Source organism: Aeromonas sp. Y293-4 (genome assembly GCF_027705905.1).
GTDB classification, from domain to species: domain Bacteria; phylum Pseudomonadota; class Gammaproteobacteria; order Enterobacterales; family Aeromonadaceae; genus Aeromonas; species Aeromonas veronii.
Genome location: NZ_JAPDCI010000011.1, coordinates 85,022 through 102,477, shown reverse-complemented (window position 1 = coordinate 102,477; position 17,456 = coordinate 85,022). Strand labels below are relative to the sequence as shown.

The following is a 17,456-nucleotide window of genomic DNA, read 5'->3' as shown; positions in this document are numbered from 1 at the left end:
TCGCTTCACTACATTCCTCCCGGCAATCTTCGGATTGCCGTTTTTTTGCGCCCGAATCCCCGCCACCAGATACGACAACGCCAGCCCGAGGGCTGGCGCTGCAAATATAGATGCGAGACTAGTTACTGGGTCATGGTCAGGCCGTTGTTGTCGGCCCCCAGCAGCAGTTTTTTGCCCGGCACAATGCGGCCGGAGAGCAGGGCCTGCGCCAGCGGGTTCTCCACCTTCTGCTGGATCGCCCGTTTGAGAGGCCGCGCCCCGTAGACGGGGTCGAACCCGGCATGCACCAGCTTCTCGAGCAGCGCTTCGCTCACCTCCACCTCGTAACCCTGAGCCTCCAGTCGCCCCATCAGGCTCTTGAGCTGGATGCGGGCGATGGACTTGATGTGATCCTCGCCAAGCGGATGGAACACCACCGTCTCGTCGATCCGGTTGATAAACTCCGGTCGGAAACTGCGGGTCAGCACATCCATCAGCATGGCCTTCATCTCGTCGTAATCCTTCTCGGAGTGGTGCTCCTGAATCAGATCCGAACCAAGGTTGGAGGTCATGATCACCACCGAGTTGCGAAAATCGACGGTGCGACCCTGGCCATCGGTCAGGCGGCCATCATCGAGCACCTGCAACAGGATGTTGAAGACATCGGGATGCGCCTTCTCCACCTCGTCCAGCAGGATCACCGAGTAGGGACGACGGCGCACCGCCTCGGTCAGATAACCACCCTCTTCGTAACCCACGTATCCGGGAGGCGCCCCCACCAGACGGGCCACACTGTGTTTCTCCATGAACTCGGACATATCGATCCGCACCATGGCATCCTGGGTATCGAACAGGAACTCCGCCAGCGCCTTGCAAAGCTCGGTCTTGCCCACCCCGGTGGGTCCCAGGAACAGGAAGGAGCCGATGGGGCGATTCGGATCGGAGAGACCGGCACGGGAGCGACGAATGGCGTTGGAGACCGCATCGACCGCCTCCTCCTGACCAATCACCCGGCTGTGCAGCTGATCTTCCATCCGCAGCAGCTTGTCGCGCTCCCCTTCCAGCATGCGGGCGACCGGAATACCGGTCCAGCGGGCCAAGACGTCTGCAATCTCCACGTCGGTGACCCGGTTGCGCAGCAGGCTGGTCTCCTGCATCTCGGCTTGGGTGGCGAGATCCAGCTGTTTCTCCAGCTCCGGAATGCGGCCGTACTGCAGCTCGGACATCCGGCCCAGGTCGCCTGCCCGGCGCGCCACGTCGAGATCCTGACGGGCCTGCTCCAGCGCAGCCTTGATATGCTGGGTGCCGGCAAGGGCGGCCTTCTCGGCCTTCCATACCTCGTCCAGCTCGTTGTATTCCCGATCCTTCTCGCCAATCTCCTGATTGATCAGCTCCAGACGCTTGCGGCTGGCGTCATCGTCCTCCTTCATCAGCGCCTGCTGCTCCAGCTTGAGCTGGATGATGCGCCGCTCGAGACGATCGAGCGCCTCGGGCTTGGAGTCGATCTGCAACCGGATGCTGGCTGCCGCCTCGTCGATAAGGTCGATAGCCTTGTCCGGCAACTGGCGATCCGCGATATAGCGGTGCGACAGCTGGGCCGCCGCCACGATGGCGGGGTCGGTGATCTGCACATGGTGGTGCAGCTCGTAACGCTCTTTCAGGCCGCGCAGAATGGCGATGGTGTCCTCCACGCTCGGCTCTTCCACCAGCACCTTCTGGAAACGGCGCTCCAGCGCAGCATCTTTCTCGATGTACTGACGGTACTCATCCAGGGTGGTGGCGCCGACGCAGTGCAGGTCGCCGCGGGCCAGCGCAGGTTTGAGCATGTTGCCCGCGTCCATTGCCCCTTCGCCCTTGCCGGCGCCGACCATGGTGTGCAGCTCGTCGATAAAGAGGATGACGTTGCCCTCCTCCTTGGCGAGATCGGTCAGTACGGCCTTGAGCCGCTCTTCAAACTCGCCGCGATACTTGGCACCGGCCACCAGCGCCCCCATGTCCAGCGACAGCACCCGCTTGTTCTTCAGCCCTTCCGGCACTTCACCGTTGATGATGCGCTGGGCCAGCCCCTCGACGATGGCGGTTTTACCGACACCGGGAGCACCGATCAGCACGGGGTTGTTCTTGGTACGGCGTTGCAGTACCTGAATGGTACGGCGGATCTCGTCATCACGGCCGATCACCGGGTCGAGCTTGCCGATTTCGGCCCGCTCGGTCAGATCGATGGTGTACTTCTCCAGCGCCTGACGGTTCTCCTCGGCGTTGGCATCCTCCACCTTCTTGCCACCACGCACCTTGTCGATGGCCGCTTCGAGTTTTTCCTTGGTCAGCCCTTGGGCGCGCAGCAGCTCACCCAGCGTTCCCTTGTCGTCGAGGGCAGCCAGCACGAACAGCTCGGAGGAGATGAACTGATCCTTGCGCTGCTGGGCCAGTTTGTCGCAGACGTTGAGCAGGCGGCCGAGGCCGTTGGAGAGCTGCACGTCCCCTTCCACGCCGCTGACGCGCGGCAGGCGATCCAGCTCCTCACCGAGACGGGAGCGCAGGGCGTTGATATCCATCCCGGTCAGGGTGAGCAACGGACGGATGGAGCCGCCATCCTGATTGACCAGTGCGGTCATCAGATGGACGGGTTCGATAAATTGGTGGTCACGACCCAGCGCAAGAGACTGGGCATCGGAAATAGCAATCTGGAATTTGCTGGTAAGGCGATCGAGGCGCATTGCACTCCCCCTTCAAACAGGCAGACGCCGCTTGCGCGGCAAACAACATAACTTTCTGAGATGAAAGATGAGGCCCGTACGGGCTATTTCAAGGGGCGATACTGGTTATTTTTTCTGCAAGAGGGGGCGAGAGCAGGATCCCCGCCCTTGCCAGATGCAGGGCGGGGAGCGTCATCAGGACGCCAACCAGATGATGGAGGCCATGCGGCCGGTCTGGCCATCGCGACGATAAGAGTAGAACTGCTCGCTGTCGCTGAAGGTGCAGTATTCGCCACCATAGACAGCGGTGACGCCGGCACGGACAAGGCGCAACCGCGCCAGCTGGTAGATATCTGCCAGCCATTTCCCCTCATTGGACGAGGGGACGAACGCCGCTTCTGCTTCAACCTGCTCCGCCATAAAGGCCTCGCGCACCTCTCCCCCCACTTCAAATGCAGTGGGGCCAATGGCCGGGCCCATCCAGACCAGGACCTCGCCCGGCTCGCAGCCCATGGCGGCGATGCTCGCCTCCAGCACGCCCTCTTTCAGTCCACGCCAGCCTGCGTGGGCGGCGGCCACCACGGTACCGGCCCGATCGCAGAACAACACCGGCAGACAGTCGGCGGTCATCACGATGCAGGCCAGCTCCGCCTCATGGGCGCAGGCGGCATCGGCATCCGGCGCCTGCTCATAATGGCTGCTGACTGGATGAACCACGGTGCCGTGCACCTGATTGAGCCAGTTAAGGGGCCCCGGGATGGCGGCCGCCTGCTGCAGCCGGGCCCGATTGGCCTCGACTCGCACCGGTTCATCCCCCACATGGGCGCCCAGATTGAGACCGGCAAAGACCCCTTCGCTAACACCACCATCCCGGGTGGTCGACAACGCCCTGACACACGCCGGGGCTGGCCAGTCGGGTTCGATCCATTTCATCTGTGACTCCTTCAATTCACCGATATAAAAACGGGGCTCCTGCAAGGGAACCCCGTTTGGCATCTGTTCGGGCCGGATGACGCCAGAAACCGACGCAGCAGGCCCTATCACATCAGTTCCAGACCAGATCATCCGGATTGGCGAGAGTATCCGCGCGCAGCACTTCCATCAGCTCCACCATGTCTTGCGGTGTAGCTGAGTGCCACTGCATCACTTCCCCCGTGATGGGGTGAGCCAGTTGCAGCATAGTGGCATGCAGCGCCTGACGGTTGAAGTTGCGCAGTGCCTGAGTCAGCTCGGGGGTCGCGTTGCGCAGCGGGCGCAGACGGCCACCGTAAGCGGGATCACCCACCAGCGGGTGTTTGATGTGCGCCATGTGGACACGGATCTGGTGGGTACGGCCGGTCTCCAGACGCAGACGCAGACGGGTGTGGCCACGGAACTTCTCGTGAACCCGGTAGTGAGTCACGGAAGGACGACCATTGGGCACCACGGCCATATGGGTACGCTGGGTCGGGTGACGGCCTATGGGCGCATCAACCGTACCACCTGCGGTCATGTGACCGATGGCGATCGCTTCGTACTCACGGGTGATCTGGCGCGCCTGCAACGCTTCCACCAGATGGGTCTGGGCGGGTACGGTTTTGGCAACCACCATCAAACCTGTGGTGTCTTTATCCAGACGGTGCACGATACCGGCGCGAGGTACCTCGGCAATGCCGGGGTAGCGGTGCAGCAGGGCGTTGAGGATGGTGCCATCCGGCGTACCTGCGCCCGGGTGAACCACCAGACCGGCCGGTTTGTCGATCACCAGAATGTGTTCATCTTCGTAAACTATGTTGAGCTCGATATCCTGGGCATCCCAGCGAGTATCATCTTCCAGCTCGACATTCACATGCACCTGCTGCCCGGCGAGAATCTTCTCGCGCGGGGTGTTGGCAACCTGACCGTCCAGGGTCACTCTGTCCTGTAAAATCCACTCCTTGATGCGGGTGCGGGAGTAGTCTGGAAACAATTCGGCCAGGGCCTGGTCGAGTCGCTGCCCGAATTGGTGATCCTGGAATTCGCCTGTCAGTTCAATATGCTGGCTCATGTATGGTCTCTTGAGCGGGGGGTATCAATTCGAAATAATCCGGGTATTCTAGCTTTTCTTTTAGCCAAGCATAACGGATACTTTGCCAATTTCGTGGAAATGGACCGGATGTTGTTGATGGGAAAGAAGTCTCACCTGCTGATGTCGCTCGCCTTGGTCGCTACCTTGATCACAGGCTGTTCCAGCACCAAACCCAAGGTACCCGACGAACCGCCGGAGACCCTGTACCAGAAAGCACGCCTCAAACTGGACGTTGGCAATTACGTGCAAGCCACTGAATTGCTGGAGGCTTTGGACTCTCGCTACCCGTTCGGTGCCTACTCCAATCAGGTGCAGCTTGACCTCATCTATGCCTACTACAAGCAGGATGATACCGCTCAGGCGATCGCCAATATCGACCGTTTTATCCGCCTCAATCCGGCGCATAAAAATATCGATTACGTCTTCTATATGCGCGGCCTGACCAACATGGCGGCGGATTACAACTTCTTCCAAAGCCTGTTCGGTATCGATCGGGACGACAAAGACCCTGCTTATGCCCGTCAGGCATTCCAGGACTTCAAGACCCTGTTGCAGAACTACCCCAACAGCGTCTATGCCGCCGATGCCCGTGCGCGCATGATTGGCCTGAAGAATCGTCTGGCCCGATATGACCTGAGCGTGGCCGAGTATTACGTGAAGCGTGATGCACTGGTCGCGGCCGCCAACCGGGCCAAGCTGATTGTCGAAACCTACCCCGACACAGCCGAAACCGAGAAGGCACTGGAGATCATGGTCGAGTCTTACGACTCTCTGAAGATGCCGCAGCTGGCCAAGCATGCCCGCGAAGTGCTGGCCAAGAACTACCCGGAGAACCGCCTCGGCCGTGGCTGAGTGATACGGATAAACCGGTAATAAAAAAACCGATGCCTTGGCATCGGTTTTTTTATCGCTGCAATTTACCCTCAGCTATTACCCGCAGATTGCTCTGCAGAGCAGAATCTGCGTAACGACGCAGTCATCGCAACGCTTACTTCGCGACGTTACCCGCCACGTTCAGGGCATCCCAGGTGCGGGAGAAGGGCGGCGCATAGGCAAAGTCCAGCATGCCGAGCTGCTCAGTGGTCACCCCCATGGTGATGGCCACCGCCAGCGCGTCGATGCGGTGTACCGCCCCCTTGCGACCGAGGATCTGACCACCCAGCAGCCGCTTGCTGCCCGCCTCATAGACCAGTTTGACGTGAATGTCGGACTGACCCGGGCAGTAGTTGGTGTGGCACTTGTCCTTGATCACCACGGTGCGATAGTCGATGCCCATCGCCTTGGCTTCCTGCTCGGAGAGGCCGGTACGGCCCGCCTCCAGCCCCAACACCTTGAGCGCCGCAGAACCGAGGGTACCCGGGAACTCCTGCTCGGCCCCCGCCAGGTTCTCGCCCACCATGCGCCCCAGCTTGTTGGCGATGGTGGCGAGCGGCACATAGACCTGCTGCTGCTTTACGCTGTGCCAGACGCTGGCACAGTCACCGGCCGACCAGACGTTGGCGAGCGAGCTGCGTCCCTGACGATCCACCTTGATGGCGCCGTTGCCGAGCCGCTCGATGCCGGTATCGGCCAGAAACTCGGTATTGGGCTTGACCCCGGTGCAGACCACCACGATATCGGCCTCGTACTCGCCCTGGCTGGTGCGCACGCCGGTCACCCGACCATCCCCCAGCAGTGCTTCAACTCGCTCACCCAGATGGAGAGAGACCCCCTGCTCGCGCAGTTCGGTTTCGATGTGCTGGGTGATCTCGCCATCAAACGCATCGGGGATGACTCGATCCGCCAGCTCGATGAGACGCACCTCTTTGCCCTGATGGACCAGCGCCTCGACCACTTCCAGCCCGATAAAGCCGGAGCCAATCACCACTGCGCGGCGATTGTTCTTGTCTTGCACCGCCGCCTTCAGCGCCAGTCCGTCGGCCATCCGGCGCAGACCGAATACCCCTTGCTGCTGCAAACCGGGGATGGGGGGCATCACTTCGCGGGCACCGGTGGCAATCATCAGCCGATCGTAGCGATCGGTGAAGGTGTCGCCGTTGTGCTCCACCTGCAAGGTCTGGGCAGCTGCGTCAACGCTCAATACCCGATGGCCAATCTTGACCTCGATCCCCTTGGCGGCGAACTGCTCGGGGGTGAACTCGGCCATGTAGCCAGGCTCCTGAAACTCGTCGCCGACGAAGTAGGGCAGGCCGCAGGCACCGAAAGAGATCACCTCGGAGGCCTCATACACCACGATGTCGGCATCTTTGGCCAGACGGCGGGCCTTGGCCGCCGCACTCATACCGGCGGCTTCGCCACCGATGATCAGAATTCTCATTGTTTTTCCTCTCAATGGCGCAGGGAGGGCATGCCCTCCCTGCGGTCTATGACGGGAAAGGGTCGCCCCTTTCCACAGGCAGATCAACCGACGCAAATCAGACGGTGGACTCTTCGCCGTCCAGACTCACTTCGTGATCGCTGTTGAACACATGCATGTCGGTCTCGCCCATCAGGCGGCTGGTGACAGTCCCTGCGGTGATGGAGCCGGAGACGTTGAGCGCGGTACGACCCATGTCGATCAGCGGCTCGATGGAGATGAGCAGACCGGCCAGCGCCACCGGGAAGTCCAGCGCGGAGAGCACGATCAGCGCGGCAAAAGTGGCGCCGCCGCCAATCCCGGCCACCCCGAAGGAGCTGACGGTGATGATGGCGATCAGGGTCATGATAAAGCCGGGATCCATCGGGTTGACCCCGACGGTCGGGGCAATCATCACGGCCAGCATGGCCGGATAGATACCGGCGCAGCCGTTCTGGCCGATGGTGGAACCGAAGGAGGCGGCGAAGTTGGCGATCCCCTCAGGAATACCCAGCGACTTGGTCTGGGTCTGCACGTTCATCGGAATGGAGCCCGCACTGGTGCGCGAGGTGAAGGCAAACGCCAGCACCGGCGTGATCTTCTTGAGGAAGCGCAGCGGGTTGATGCCGACCATGCTCACCAGCAGCAGGTGCACGACAAACATGATGGCGATGGCGCCGTAAGAGGCCATCACAAAGCTGAGCAGGTTGAGGATGTCAGCATAGTTGGAACCGGAGACCACCTTGGCCATCAGCGCCAGTACGCCAAACGGGGTCAGGCGCAGCACCAGAGTCACCATCCGCATTACGATGGCATGCGCCACGGCCACGAAGTGGCTGAAGCTGGCGAAGATCTCCGGCTTCTTGCGGGCGATGCCGGTGGCAGAGAGGCCGATGAAGATGGAGAAGATCACCACGGCGATGGTGGAGGTCTTGCGCGCCCCGGTCATGTCGAGGAAGGGGTTGGCAGGAATGAACTCCAGCATCATCTTGGCGAAAGACATGCTCTCGACGCTGCCGAGGGTGGTCTGTAGCGCGGCGCCACGGGCGCTCTCGGCGGCCCCGGAGGTGAGCCCTTCAGCGGTCAGGCCAAACAGGTTGGACATCAAGATGCCCGCCCCGGCGGCGATGGCGGTGGTGAAGATCAGCACGCCTATGGTCATGGCACTGATCTTGCCCAGCGCGGTGCCGCCATTGAGCTTCAAGATAGCGCTGATGATGGAGACCATGATCAGCGGGATGATGATCATTTGCAGCAGCTTCACATAGCCGCTACCCACGATATCCAGATAGTCGATGGTCTGAACAATGACGGGCGAGCCTGCACCGTAAAGCAGTTGCAACGCGGCGCCGAACAGAATACCGAGCCCCAGACCGGCAAATACCCGGCGGGTGAAGCTCACATGTTTTTCCTGTAACCGGTAGAGAAAGAACAGCAAGATGGCGGCGATGGCCAGATTGCCGATAACGCTAAATGTCATGGTATGACTCCCCAAAAAGCGGGCTTGCGCCCGAGAAACAAGAGCAAGCGCCATGCTTGCCCTGACAACCGTGTCAGACGGTCTTCGCCGTCGTGACAAGAACAAGGGGGTCTATCGCCCCCTTGTCACAGATTCACTGCTTCTGCTGTTTCGCTCGCATGATGTTGATGATTTCGATGTCGGTATCCAGCATCCCCTCTTTGGAGAGGCGGCCCAGATTGGCGATGGTCTGGTCCACATCGTCGGAAACGATCCCCTCGCTCTGGGGGACATGCAGGTTGTTGATGGCCATCAGCGAGGACTTTACCGCCGCTGAGGTGGAGGTGGAGACCTTCATGGAGCAGGCGCTGCCCGCGCCGTCGCAGATGATGCCGGAGACATCGCCAATCATGTTGTTGATGCAGTGGCTGATCTGCTGATACTGGCCGCCCAGCAGCCAGGTGATGGCGGCACCGGCCCCCATGGCGGCGGTACTGGCGGCGCAGAGGGCCGACAGCTTGTTCTGATAGGTCTTGATGTAGATGGCCACCAGATGGCTCATCACCAGTGCCCGGGTCAGCTGCTCGTCACTCGCCTTGAGGAAGCGGGCAGCCGCGACCACCGGCATGGTGGCGGCAATGCCCTGATTGCCGGAACCGGAGTTGGACATGGCGGGCAGCATGGCACCATCCATCCGTGCATCGGAGGCAGCGGAGGAGAGGCGCATCGCCAGCGTCATCAGGTCATCGGAGAGCAGCTTGCGCTCCACCTGTTCGGTGAGGATCTTGCCGATCTTCAGGCCGTAACCCTGTAATCCTTCATCTGCCAGCGCCTGATTCATGGTGGCGGCCTCGCGGATAAAGTCGATCTCCGCCAGCGGCACTTCCAATGCAAAATCGACGATCTCCCGCAGGGTCATGGCCGGTTTGGCGGATTTGGCTGGCTGGATCTGCACACCGGGGGCACTGGCCTGCTCCATCAGCACCTCGCCATCCTTCTCCATCAGGATGATGCGGGTGTGGTCGGTACAGATCACCACCCGGGCACTATGACCCCTCACTTCGGCCAGCACCTCGGCGTAGAGCACATCCGGCACATCCTTCACATCCACCTTGATCACCGGCAGCAGCGCCTTGGCCGCTTCCACCTGTTCTGGCGTGAGGGTCTTGAGCACCTCCAGCCCGGCATCGGGATTGCCGCCGGTGATGCCGACCGCAGCGGCCACCGGCAGACCGATCATGCCGGTGCCCGGCACCCCGACTCCCATGCCGTTCTTGAACAGATTGCCACTGACCCAGACGCTGATGCGGGTCGGGGTCTCCCCCAGCAGCTTGCGGCAGTTGGCCGCCGCCAGCGCCACCGACATCGGCTCGGTACAGCCCAGGGCCGGCACCACTTCACGCTTGAGCAGGGTAATAAAGTCGGTCCATTGTGCTTTCATCGCAGTGTTTCTCATGTTCAGGGTGCCCGCAGGCAGTTATTGCTTGTTCAGATCCGCCTTGTGATTACGGATATGCAGATAAACAGTATGACGGGAGATGCCGAGCATCCGGGCAACCAGCTGGGCCGCCTCCTTGATCTCGAAGATCCCCATGTCGAAGAGCCGGGTCACTATCTCCTTGTTGCGCACCGTGCAGGAGAGCGAATCATCCCGATCCACCTTCTCAATCACCTGGGTCACCAGATCGTCCACCGAGCTGGCAAAGGTCTCGTTGTTGAGCGGCGCCGGTGCCGCTGGCAACGCAAAGGTATCGAGCAAGCTGCCAAGGGAGGTATCCAGACTGAAGTTCACGCAGAGCATGCCGATGGGCTTGCCCTGCCGGTTGCTGATAGTGATGGAGGAGGACTTCATCAGCGTCCCGTCGCGGGTACGGCTGAAGTAGCTGCTCCACTGGCTGCCCGCCTCCCCCTGCAAGCGGTTGAGGGCAAAGTCGGTGACCGGCGCCCCCTCCCGACGACCGGTGATATGGCCGTTGGCAATCTTGATGACCGATGCATCCAGCGTATCGAACGCATGCAACACCACCTCGCACCCTGCGCCAAACAGCGCGGCCAGCGCCTCGACCGCGGGCTCGAAACTGGCGATCAGATGACGTTCTTCATCCGTTAACGAATTGATCTGGTCAGTGGTGGCTGCTGTGGACATATATGAGTAACTTTGAGTAAACCGCAGTTGATTCTACTATCAACAAGATCAACTAATGTTGAGCGGCATCCCCTTTTTGCTCGCCATTATGCCCACCTTTTAACAAAGTGCGACAAATTGTGAAGCGGCGCACAGCCGGGCGGCAACTCAGAGGTGATAGCGAGCCAGCAGCTGCTTGTAGGCGGGGGTCTGTTTGAACGCCTTGAGGGCAGAGGAGAAGCGGATAGCCAACTGGTCGTGGCCGGGCTTGTGGGTAAACGCGAGGAAGTTGCGGTTGTCGTCGGTCAGCAGGCGCGAGCCGTGGCTCACCTGATCCTGCAACCCCTGGGTATGCAGCAGATAACGACCGACCCGCTCGTTGAGCACTACCCCGTCCAGCCGACCTGCCATCATCAGATGCAGCTGTTTGATGGCATTCCCCTCCCCCGTCATCGGCATCCGGATCACCCCGGGATCGATCAGAAAATCGGGACTGTAGGCATAATCTTCCTGAATACCTATCCGCAGACCCTTGAGGTCGGAGAGCTGTTTGAAATCCACCGGACGGGCCGATGGATAGAAGAGCACTTCGCCGCTGTAAGAGAGCGGCTCTTCGGGGTAGTGGAGCCAGTGCTGGCGGGAAGGTTCAAAGAAGACATCGAGCACCGCATCCCCCTGCCTGAGACGGGCCTGCTGCAGAACCCGCTTCCAGGGCAGCACCCTGATTTCAGTGCGATAACCCATCTGGCGCAACACGGTACAGGCCAGATCGAGATCGGCGCCGGCCAGCTCGCCATTGTCACCACGCATCACATAAGGGGGCCACAGCTCGGTCAGCAGCGTCAGAGTCGGCGGCTCGTCTGTCGCCACAGCCGAACCAGCACCAAACAGGGAGGCCAGCAGCCAACCGTACAACCCGATCCTTCGCCAACCCTGACACCACATCATGGAGATCCCTCATGGTCCGTATGGATTGAGGATATACAAGGGATGAGCAATAAAAAAGGAGGCCGAAGCCTCCTTGATATCCAGTCTCTGAATGGCACTTACAGTGCTTTCAGGATTGCCTCGACGCTGGCCTTGGCATCGCCAAACAGCATCTGGGTATTCTCTTTGAAGAACAGCGGGTTCTGGACACCGGCGTAGCCAGTGTTCATGGAGCGCTTGAAGCCGATGACGTTCTGCGCTTTCCACACTTCCAGCACCGGCATACCGGCGATCGGGCTGCCCGGATCTTCCATCGCGGCCGGGTTAACGGTGTCGTTGGCACCAATCACCAGCACGGTGTCGGTATCGGCGAAGTCGTCGTTGATCTCGTCCATTTCCAGCACGATGTCATACGGGACTTTCGCTTCCGCCAGCAGCACGTTCATGTGGCCAGGCAGACGACCGGCAACCGGGTGGATACCGAAACGCACCTTGACGCCGCGGTCACGCAGCTTCTGGGTGATTTCAGCCACCGGATACTGGGCCTGTGCCACCGCCATGCCATAGCCCGGGGTGATGATGACGGAGCTGGAGTTCTTCAGCAGGTCAGCCACTTCCTCGGCGCTGGTTTCGCGGTATTCACCCATCTCCTGATCAGCCGTGGAGGCCACGCCATCGGAGCCGAAGCCACCGGCGATCACGGAGATGAAGGAGCGGTTCATCGCCTTACACATGATGTAAGAGAGGATCGCACCGGAGGAACCTACCAGCGCACCGGTGACGATCAGCAGGTCGTTGGAGAGCATGAAGCCCGCCGCCGCTGCCGCCCAACCGGAGTAGGAGTTCAGCATGGAGACCACGACCGGCATGTCTGCGCCACCGATGGAGGCAACCAGATGCCAGCCGAAGGCGAAGGCGATCAGGGTCATCACCAGCAGGGCGAAGGTAGAGCCGCCCGCGTTGACGAAGTAGACCATCAGCGCCAGCGAGGCGACCACGGCCAGCAGGTTCAGCTTGTGGCGATGCGGCAGCATCAGCGGCTTGGAGGAGATGAGACCGCGCAGTTTGCCGAAGGCAACCACGGAACCGGTAAAGGTTACGGCACCGATGAAGACGCCCAGGAAGATCTCGACCAGGTGGATGTTCAGCATGGCGCCGGTCAGGTGCTCGACCTGGGCGACGCTATTGGCCTGCTCGAACGCCGCACGGGCGGCTGCCAGAGTGGCATCCAGATTGGAACCGACGGAGACGACGACCTCAGCAGGTGCAGAGGGGTGCAGATCGATGAAGCTGTTGAAGCCCACCAGTACTGCCGCCATACCCACGAAGCTGTGCAGCACGGCCACCAGCTCGGGCATCTCGGTCATCTCGACCTTGAGTGCCAGACGCACGCCGATGGCACCGCCGATCACCATGGCCAGAATGATCCAGTGAACGCCACTGGTCTCCGGGTTGAATACGGTGGCGAGCAGGGCGATAGCCATACCCGCGATACCGAACAGGTTGCCATGCTTGGCCGTTTCTTGCTTCGACAGTCCCGCGAGACTGAGGATGAAGAGCACGGCGGCAACGATATAGGATGCTGTTACCAGTCCTTGAGACACGTTAAACCCCCTTAATCCTTACGGAACATCTTCAGCATGCGCTGAGTGACGGTGAAGCCGCCGAAGATGTTGATACTGGCAATCAGCACGGCGATGAACGCCAGCGCGGTGACCAGGGTCGACCCTTGCCCGATCTGCAGCAGGGCACCGACCACGATAATGCCGGAGATGGCATTGGTGACCGACATCAGCGGCGTATGCAGGGCGTGCGAGACGTTCCACACCACGTAGTAACCGACCACACAGGCCAGGATGAATACGGTGAAGTGGGAGAGGAAGGCTGCCGGGGCAACGGAGGCGATCCAGCCGAAGGCGGCGATGCCGAGGGCACCGAACACGAACTTCTTGTTGGAGGGCTTGGCCTCTTCCTTCTTGGCGGCCGGTTTGGCGGCGGCCGGTTTCTGCGGAGCGGCAGAGACGGAGATGGCGGGCGGCGGGAAGGTCACTTCACCGGCCTGGATCACCGTCATGTTGCGCTGAACCACGTCTTCGAAGTCGATGGCAACGTTGCCGTCCTTCTCCTTGCACATCAGCTTCATCAGGTTGACCAGGTTGGTACCGTAGAGCTGGGAGGATTGGGCAGGCAGGCGACCCGGCAGATCGGTGTAACCGATCACCTTGACGCCGTTGGCAGTGACATGCAGTTCGCCCGGCACTGTGTATTCACAGTTACCGCCAGCCTGAGCGGCCATGTCCACAATGACGGAGCCCGGCTTCATGCTGTCGACCATCTCTTTGGTGATCAGCTTGGGAGCCGGCTTGCCCGGGATCAGGGCGGTGGTGATGATGATGTCCACCTCTTTGGCCTGCTGGGCGAACAGCTCCATCTCGGCCTTGATGAACTCATCGGACATGACTTTGGCGTAACCATCGCTGGATGCACCGTCTTCGCCACCGAAGTCCAGCTTGAGGAATTCCCCACCCATGGATTCGATCTGCTCGGCCACTTCCAGACGGGTATCGAACGCACGCACGATGGCACCGAGGGAACCGGCAGTACCAATGGCAGCCAGACCGGCCACACCGGCACCGATCACCAGTACCTTGGCAGGCGGCACTTTACCGGCTGCGGTGATTTGACCGGTGAAGAAGCGACCGAACTGGTGCGCAGCTTCAACCACGGCGCGATAGCCACCGATGTTGGCCATGGAGGAGAGGGCATCGAGGGACTGGGCACGGGAGATCCGCGGCACCATATCCATCGCCATCACATTGATGTTGCGCTCGGACAGCTTCTTGACCAGCTCAGGGTTCTGGGCAGGCCAGATGAAGCTCACCAGAGTGGCGCCATCTTTAATTTGTGCGATCTCGGCATCGGTCGGCGCATTGACCTTGAAGATAAGGTCGGCTTGCCAGACATTCGGCACCACGCTGGCACCGGCAGCCTCGAAGGCGGCATCATCGAAGCTGGCCGACAGGCCTGCGCCGGTCTCGATGGCGACCTCGAAGCCGAGCTTTTTCAGCTGCTCGACGGTAGCCGGGGTCGCTGCGACCCGGGTCTCACCGGCGAGACTCTCTCTCGGTATTCCAATCTGCATGACTATTCCCTGATGGTTAATAAACAATCGCTGCCCAGTGTCTCACTTCTGACGAAACAAGACATGACCAAAGTGCAGGTCCAGGGCTCTTTGTTATGAAAATCAGTAGGCTTTACCTCAACCTCCTGTCATGGTCAGGCCCCCGCTTTTCAGGCGCGAAGGTGATTAGTATCAAATTTTGGAGTTTTATTACAACCGCAGTCCCGACGGCACTCGTACAGAATTCAGCCCATCCCTGGCTACGATTAAAAAAAACAAACCAAATTAGAGGCTTATACCAGTAAAAACGGCTGAAAAAAGTGATCCAACCAGTCAAAAAAAATGTTTTACCGGCCCTCTATCTTAGCGTTTTTTGTTCTTACGAAATCCGCTTTCGTCTCACTTCTCGCAGCGAAACGCCGAAAAGTAACATTTTCCCAACAAAAGCGGGGCCACTCAGCCGCCAGAAGGCGGGAGAGGGCCCCGACAATTCAATCGTTTCGCCCGTTTGGCGCCGATTGGCGGCCCTTACCAGGCCGCTTCATAAATATGCTGGCTCTGCACCAGATCGATATCGCTGTGCTCGCCCAGACGGGTCATGCCGTGCTCACCCAGCTTGCCGATCAGGGTGTCGATACCCAGATCTTTGAGACCGTAGTCGCGCAGTCGGGTCTTGACCCCCATCCGCTCGAAGAAGTCGCGGGTCGCAGCGATGGCATCGTCGATGCGCTCCGCTTCGCTGCCGCTGTTCAGACCCCACACCCGCTCGGCGTATTGCAGCAGCTTGGCATGTTTCTGTTTGCGCTTGGCCTGCAGCAGGGCAGGCAGCACCACCGCCAGAGTCTGGGCATGGTCGAGGCCATGCAGGGCGGTCAGTTCGTGACCCAACATGTGAGTGGCCCAATCCTGCGGCACACCGGCGCCGATCAGGCCGTTCAACGCCATGGTGGCGCTCCACATGATGTTGGCGCGCACCTCGTAGTTGTGCGGCTCGGCCAGCGCCTTGGGGCCCTCTTCGATCAGGGTCAGCAGCAAGCCTTCGGCGAAGCGATCCTGCACCTTGGCATTGACCGGATAGGTGAGGTACTGCTCCACGATGTGGACGAACGCATCCACTACCCCGTTCGCCACCTGACGCTCGGGCAGGGTGTAGGTGAGCACCGGATCCAGCACGGCGAAGCGCGGCATCACGAACGGCGAGAAGAAGTGCACCTTGTCGCCACTGCTGCGACGGGTGATGACAGCACCCATGTTCATTTCGGAACCGGTCGCCGGCAGGGTCAGCACGGAACCGAGCGGGATGGCGGAGCGCACTTCGCTGCCGACGGTCTCGAGAATGTGCCAGGGATCCTTGGCCAGATCGTAGTGCGCGGCAGCGGCGATAAACTTGGTACCATCGAGCACGGAACCACCACCAACGGCGAGCAGGAAGTCGACCCGCTCGGCACGGGCCAGCTCCACGGCCCCCATCAGGGTCTCGTAGGCCGGGTTCGGTTCGATGCCGCCAAATTCAAACAGGGTCATACCAGCCAGCTCGTTGCGGATCTGCTCCAGCAAGCCGCTGCGTACCACGCTGCCGCCGCCATAGGTGATCATGACGCGGGCATCGCTCGGGAACTGCTCGCGCAACTGGGCGATCTGCCCTTGGCCGAACAGGATTTTGGTCGGGGTATGGAGAGTAAAGTTGTTCATCGACATTGCCTTCTTCTGATAGTCAGGGCGGCCTGGCCGCGAAATCGTGATTGCATTTTTCTCCAGAAGCATCCTACCATCAAGACAACATCCTGCTTGATTCTTGCCTATTTCTACAAAGCAGCAAAAACCGGAACTATCGAATCAAAGAGCACCCATGCAAAACCGTTACAGCGACCTCGCCGCCAGATTGACCTGCCACGTCACCGCACCCGGCATCACCCCATCACCGGTGAAACAGGTCAACCTCATCTATACCACCGAGCACCATGGCCGCACCCCGGTGCTCTACCAACCGCGGATGATCGTTATCCTGCAGGGACACAAGGTGGGTTATCTGGCGGATCAGGTGTTTCGCTACGACCCCAACCACTACCTGCTGATGACCCTGCCGCTCCCCTGCGAGTGCGAGTGCTTCGCCTCCCCCGAGCAGCCGCTTATCGGTTTTACCATCGAGATCGATCTGGTAACCCTGCAAGAGCTGCTGCTGGAGCTGGGCGATGCCCTGCCCGCCCCCGCACCACAAAAGAGCGGCGTCCACTCGGTCCCCCTGTCGGAAACCATGTTTTGCGCCGCCGAGCGACTGATCGAGCTGATGGACAACCCGCTGCACGCCAGGGTGCTGGGACCGCAGACGGTGCGGGAAATGCTGTTCCACGCTCTCACCGAAGGGGGCGGCCCGGCGCTGCAGGCGCTCGCCAATCGCCACAACCATGTGGGCCAGATCGCCCGGGTGCTGCGTATGATAGAGTCCCGTTATGCCGACAACCTCACCATGGAGGAGCTGGCGCGGGAGGTGAACATGAGCGTCTCCGCCTTTCACCACCACTTCAAGGCGGTCACCGCTACCTCGCCGCTGCAGTACATCAAGTCGTTTCGCCTGCACAAGGCGCGGATGATGATGCTGCACGACGGCATCAAGGCGGGCACCGCGGCGGCCAGAGTCGGTTACGAGAGCAACTCCCAGTTCAGTCGGGAGTACAAGCGCTTCTTCGGCAGCACGCCGACGGATCAGGCCTCCCGCTTCCGGGATGGCCAGCTGCGCATCATCGAGGGATAACAAGAGAGGGATTAT

The 17,456-nt window shown here is 60.5% G+C and carries 13 protein-coding genes; 2 read left to right on the top strand and 11 right to left on the bottom strand.

The window, feature by feature from the left end; translation table 11 throughout:
* Positions 1-122 precede the first annotated feature (122 nt).
* The 3 genes from clpB to rluD all read right to left on the bottom strand — a co-directional run bounded on the left by clpB (position 123) and on the right by rluD (position 4,701).
* Positions 123-2,696, bottom strand: coding sequence for an ATP-dependent chaperone ClpB (gene clpB / locus OKC31_RS13675; protein WP_247823795.1), 2,574 nt, complete (start codon positions 2,694-2,696; stop codon positions 123-125).
* Between the two features lie 174 nt (positions 2,697-2,870).
* Positions 2,871-3,608 (bottom strand): peptidoglycan editing factor PgeF, encoded by a 738-nt coding sequence (gene pgeF, locus OKC31_RS13670; protein WP_247823794.1) that lies wholly within the window; start codon positions 3,606-3,608, stop codon positions 2,871-2,873.
* Between the two features lie 112 nt (positions 3,609-3,720).
* On the bottom strand, positions 3,721-4,701 hold the full coding sequence (gene rluD / locus OKC31_RS13665; protein ID WP_005339771.1) for a 23S rRNA pseudouridine(1911/1915/1917) synthase RluD: 981 nt from the start codon (positions 4,699-4,701) through the stop codon (positions 3,721-3,723).
* Positions 4,702-4,818: 117 nt separating this feature from the next.
* On the opposite strand from rluD, the gene OKC31_RS13660 reads away from it, so the two are divergent.
* Positions 4,819-5,574, top strand: a complete 756-nt coding sequence (locus OKC31_RS13660) for an outer membrane protein assembly factor BamD (RefSeq protein WP_101530913.1) — start codon at positions 4,819-4,821, stop codon at positions 5,572-5,574.
* A 136-nt stretch (positions 5,575-5,710) separates the two neighbouring features.
* Here OKC31_RS13660 and OKC31_RS13655 read toward each other — a convergent pair whose 3' ends face one another.
* From OKC31_RS13655 to yqhD, 8 genes are all read right to left on the bottom strand, one after another.
* Positions 5,711-7,039: a CoA-disulfide reductase gene (locus OKC31_RS13655; protein ID WP_247823793.1), complete on the bottom strand. Its 1,329-nt coding sequence runs from the start codon at positions 7,037-7,039 to the stop codon at positions 5,711-5,713.
* A gap of 97 nt (positions 7,040-7,136) precedes the next feature.
* On the bottom strand, positions 7,137-8,537 hold the full coding sequence (locus OKC31_RS13650; protein ID WP_005356325.1) for an L-cystine transporter: 1,401 nt from the start codon (positions 8,535-8,537) through the stop codon (positions 7,137-7,139).
* Positions 8,538-8,670: 133 nt separating this feature from the next.
* Positions 8,671-9,972 carry an L-cysteine desulfidase family protein gene (locus OKC31_RS13645; RefSeq protein WP_203119773.1) on the bottom strand — a complete coding sequence of 434 codons (1,302 nt, stop codon included), beginning with the start codon at positions 9,970-9,972 and terminating at the stop codon, positions 8,671-8,673.
* Between the two features lie 21 nt (positions 9,973-9,993).
* The gene (locus OKC31_RS13640; protein ID WP_040070061.1) at positions 9,994-10,662 is read right to left on the bottom strand and encodes a helix-turn-helix transcriptional regulator; all 669 of its coding nucleotides are present in this window, start codon (positions 10,660-10,662) and stop codon (positions 9,994-9,996) included.
* Positions 10,663-10,809: 147 nt separating this feature from the next.
* Positions 10,810-11,589 carry a substrate-binding periplasmic protein gene (locus tag OKC31_RS13635; RefSeq protein WP_139747685.1) on the bottom strand — a complete coding sequence of 260 codons (780 nt, stop codon included), beginning with the start codon at positions 11,587-11,589 and terminating at the stop codon, positions 10,810-10,812.
* A gap of 98 nt (positions 11,590-11,687) precedes the next feature.
* On the bottom strand, positions 11,688-13,172 hold the full coding sequence (pntB, locus tag OKC31_RS13630) for a Re/Si-specific NAD(P)(+) transhydrogenase subunit beta (RefSeq protein ID WP_005339759.1): 1,485 nt from the start codon (positions 13,170-13,172) through the stop codon (positions 11,688-11,690).
* Between the two features lie 11 nt (positions 13,173-13,183).
* Positions 13,184-14,710, bottom strand: coding sequence for a Re/Si-specific NAD(P)(+) transhydrogenase subunit alpha (gene pntA / locus OKC31_RS13625; RefSeq protein WP_040070064.1), 1,527 nt, complete (start codon positions 14,708-14,710; stop codon positions 13,184-13,186).
* Positions 14,711-15,217: 507 nt separating this feature from the next.
* Complete coding sequence (gene yqhD, locus OKC31_RS13620) at positions 15,218-16,381, bottom strand: alcohol dehydrogenase (protein WP_201943569.1); 1,164 nt, start codon at positions 16,379-16,381, stop codon at positions 15,218-15,220.
* A gap of 157 nt (positions 16,382-16,538) precedes the next feature.
* On the opposite strand from yqhD, the gene OKC31_RS13615 reads away from it, so the two are divergent.
* Complete coding sequence (locus OKC31_RS13615; RefSeq protein ID WP_201943568.1) at positions 16,539-17,441, top strand: AraC family transcriptional regulator; 903 nt, start codon at positions 16,539-16,541, stop codon at positions 17,439-17,441.
* The last annotated feature ends 15 nt before the right edge of the window (positions 17,442-17,456 follow it).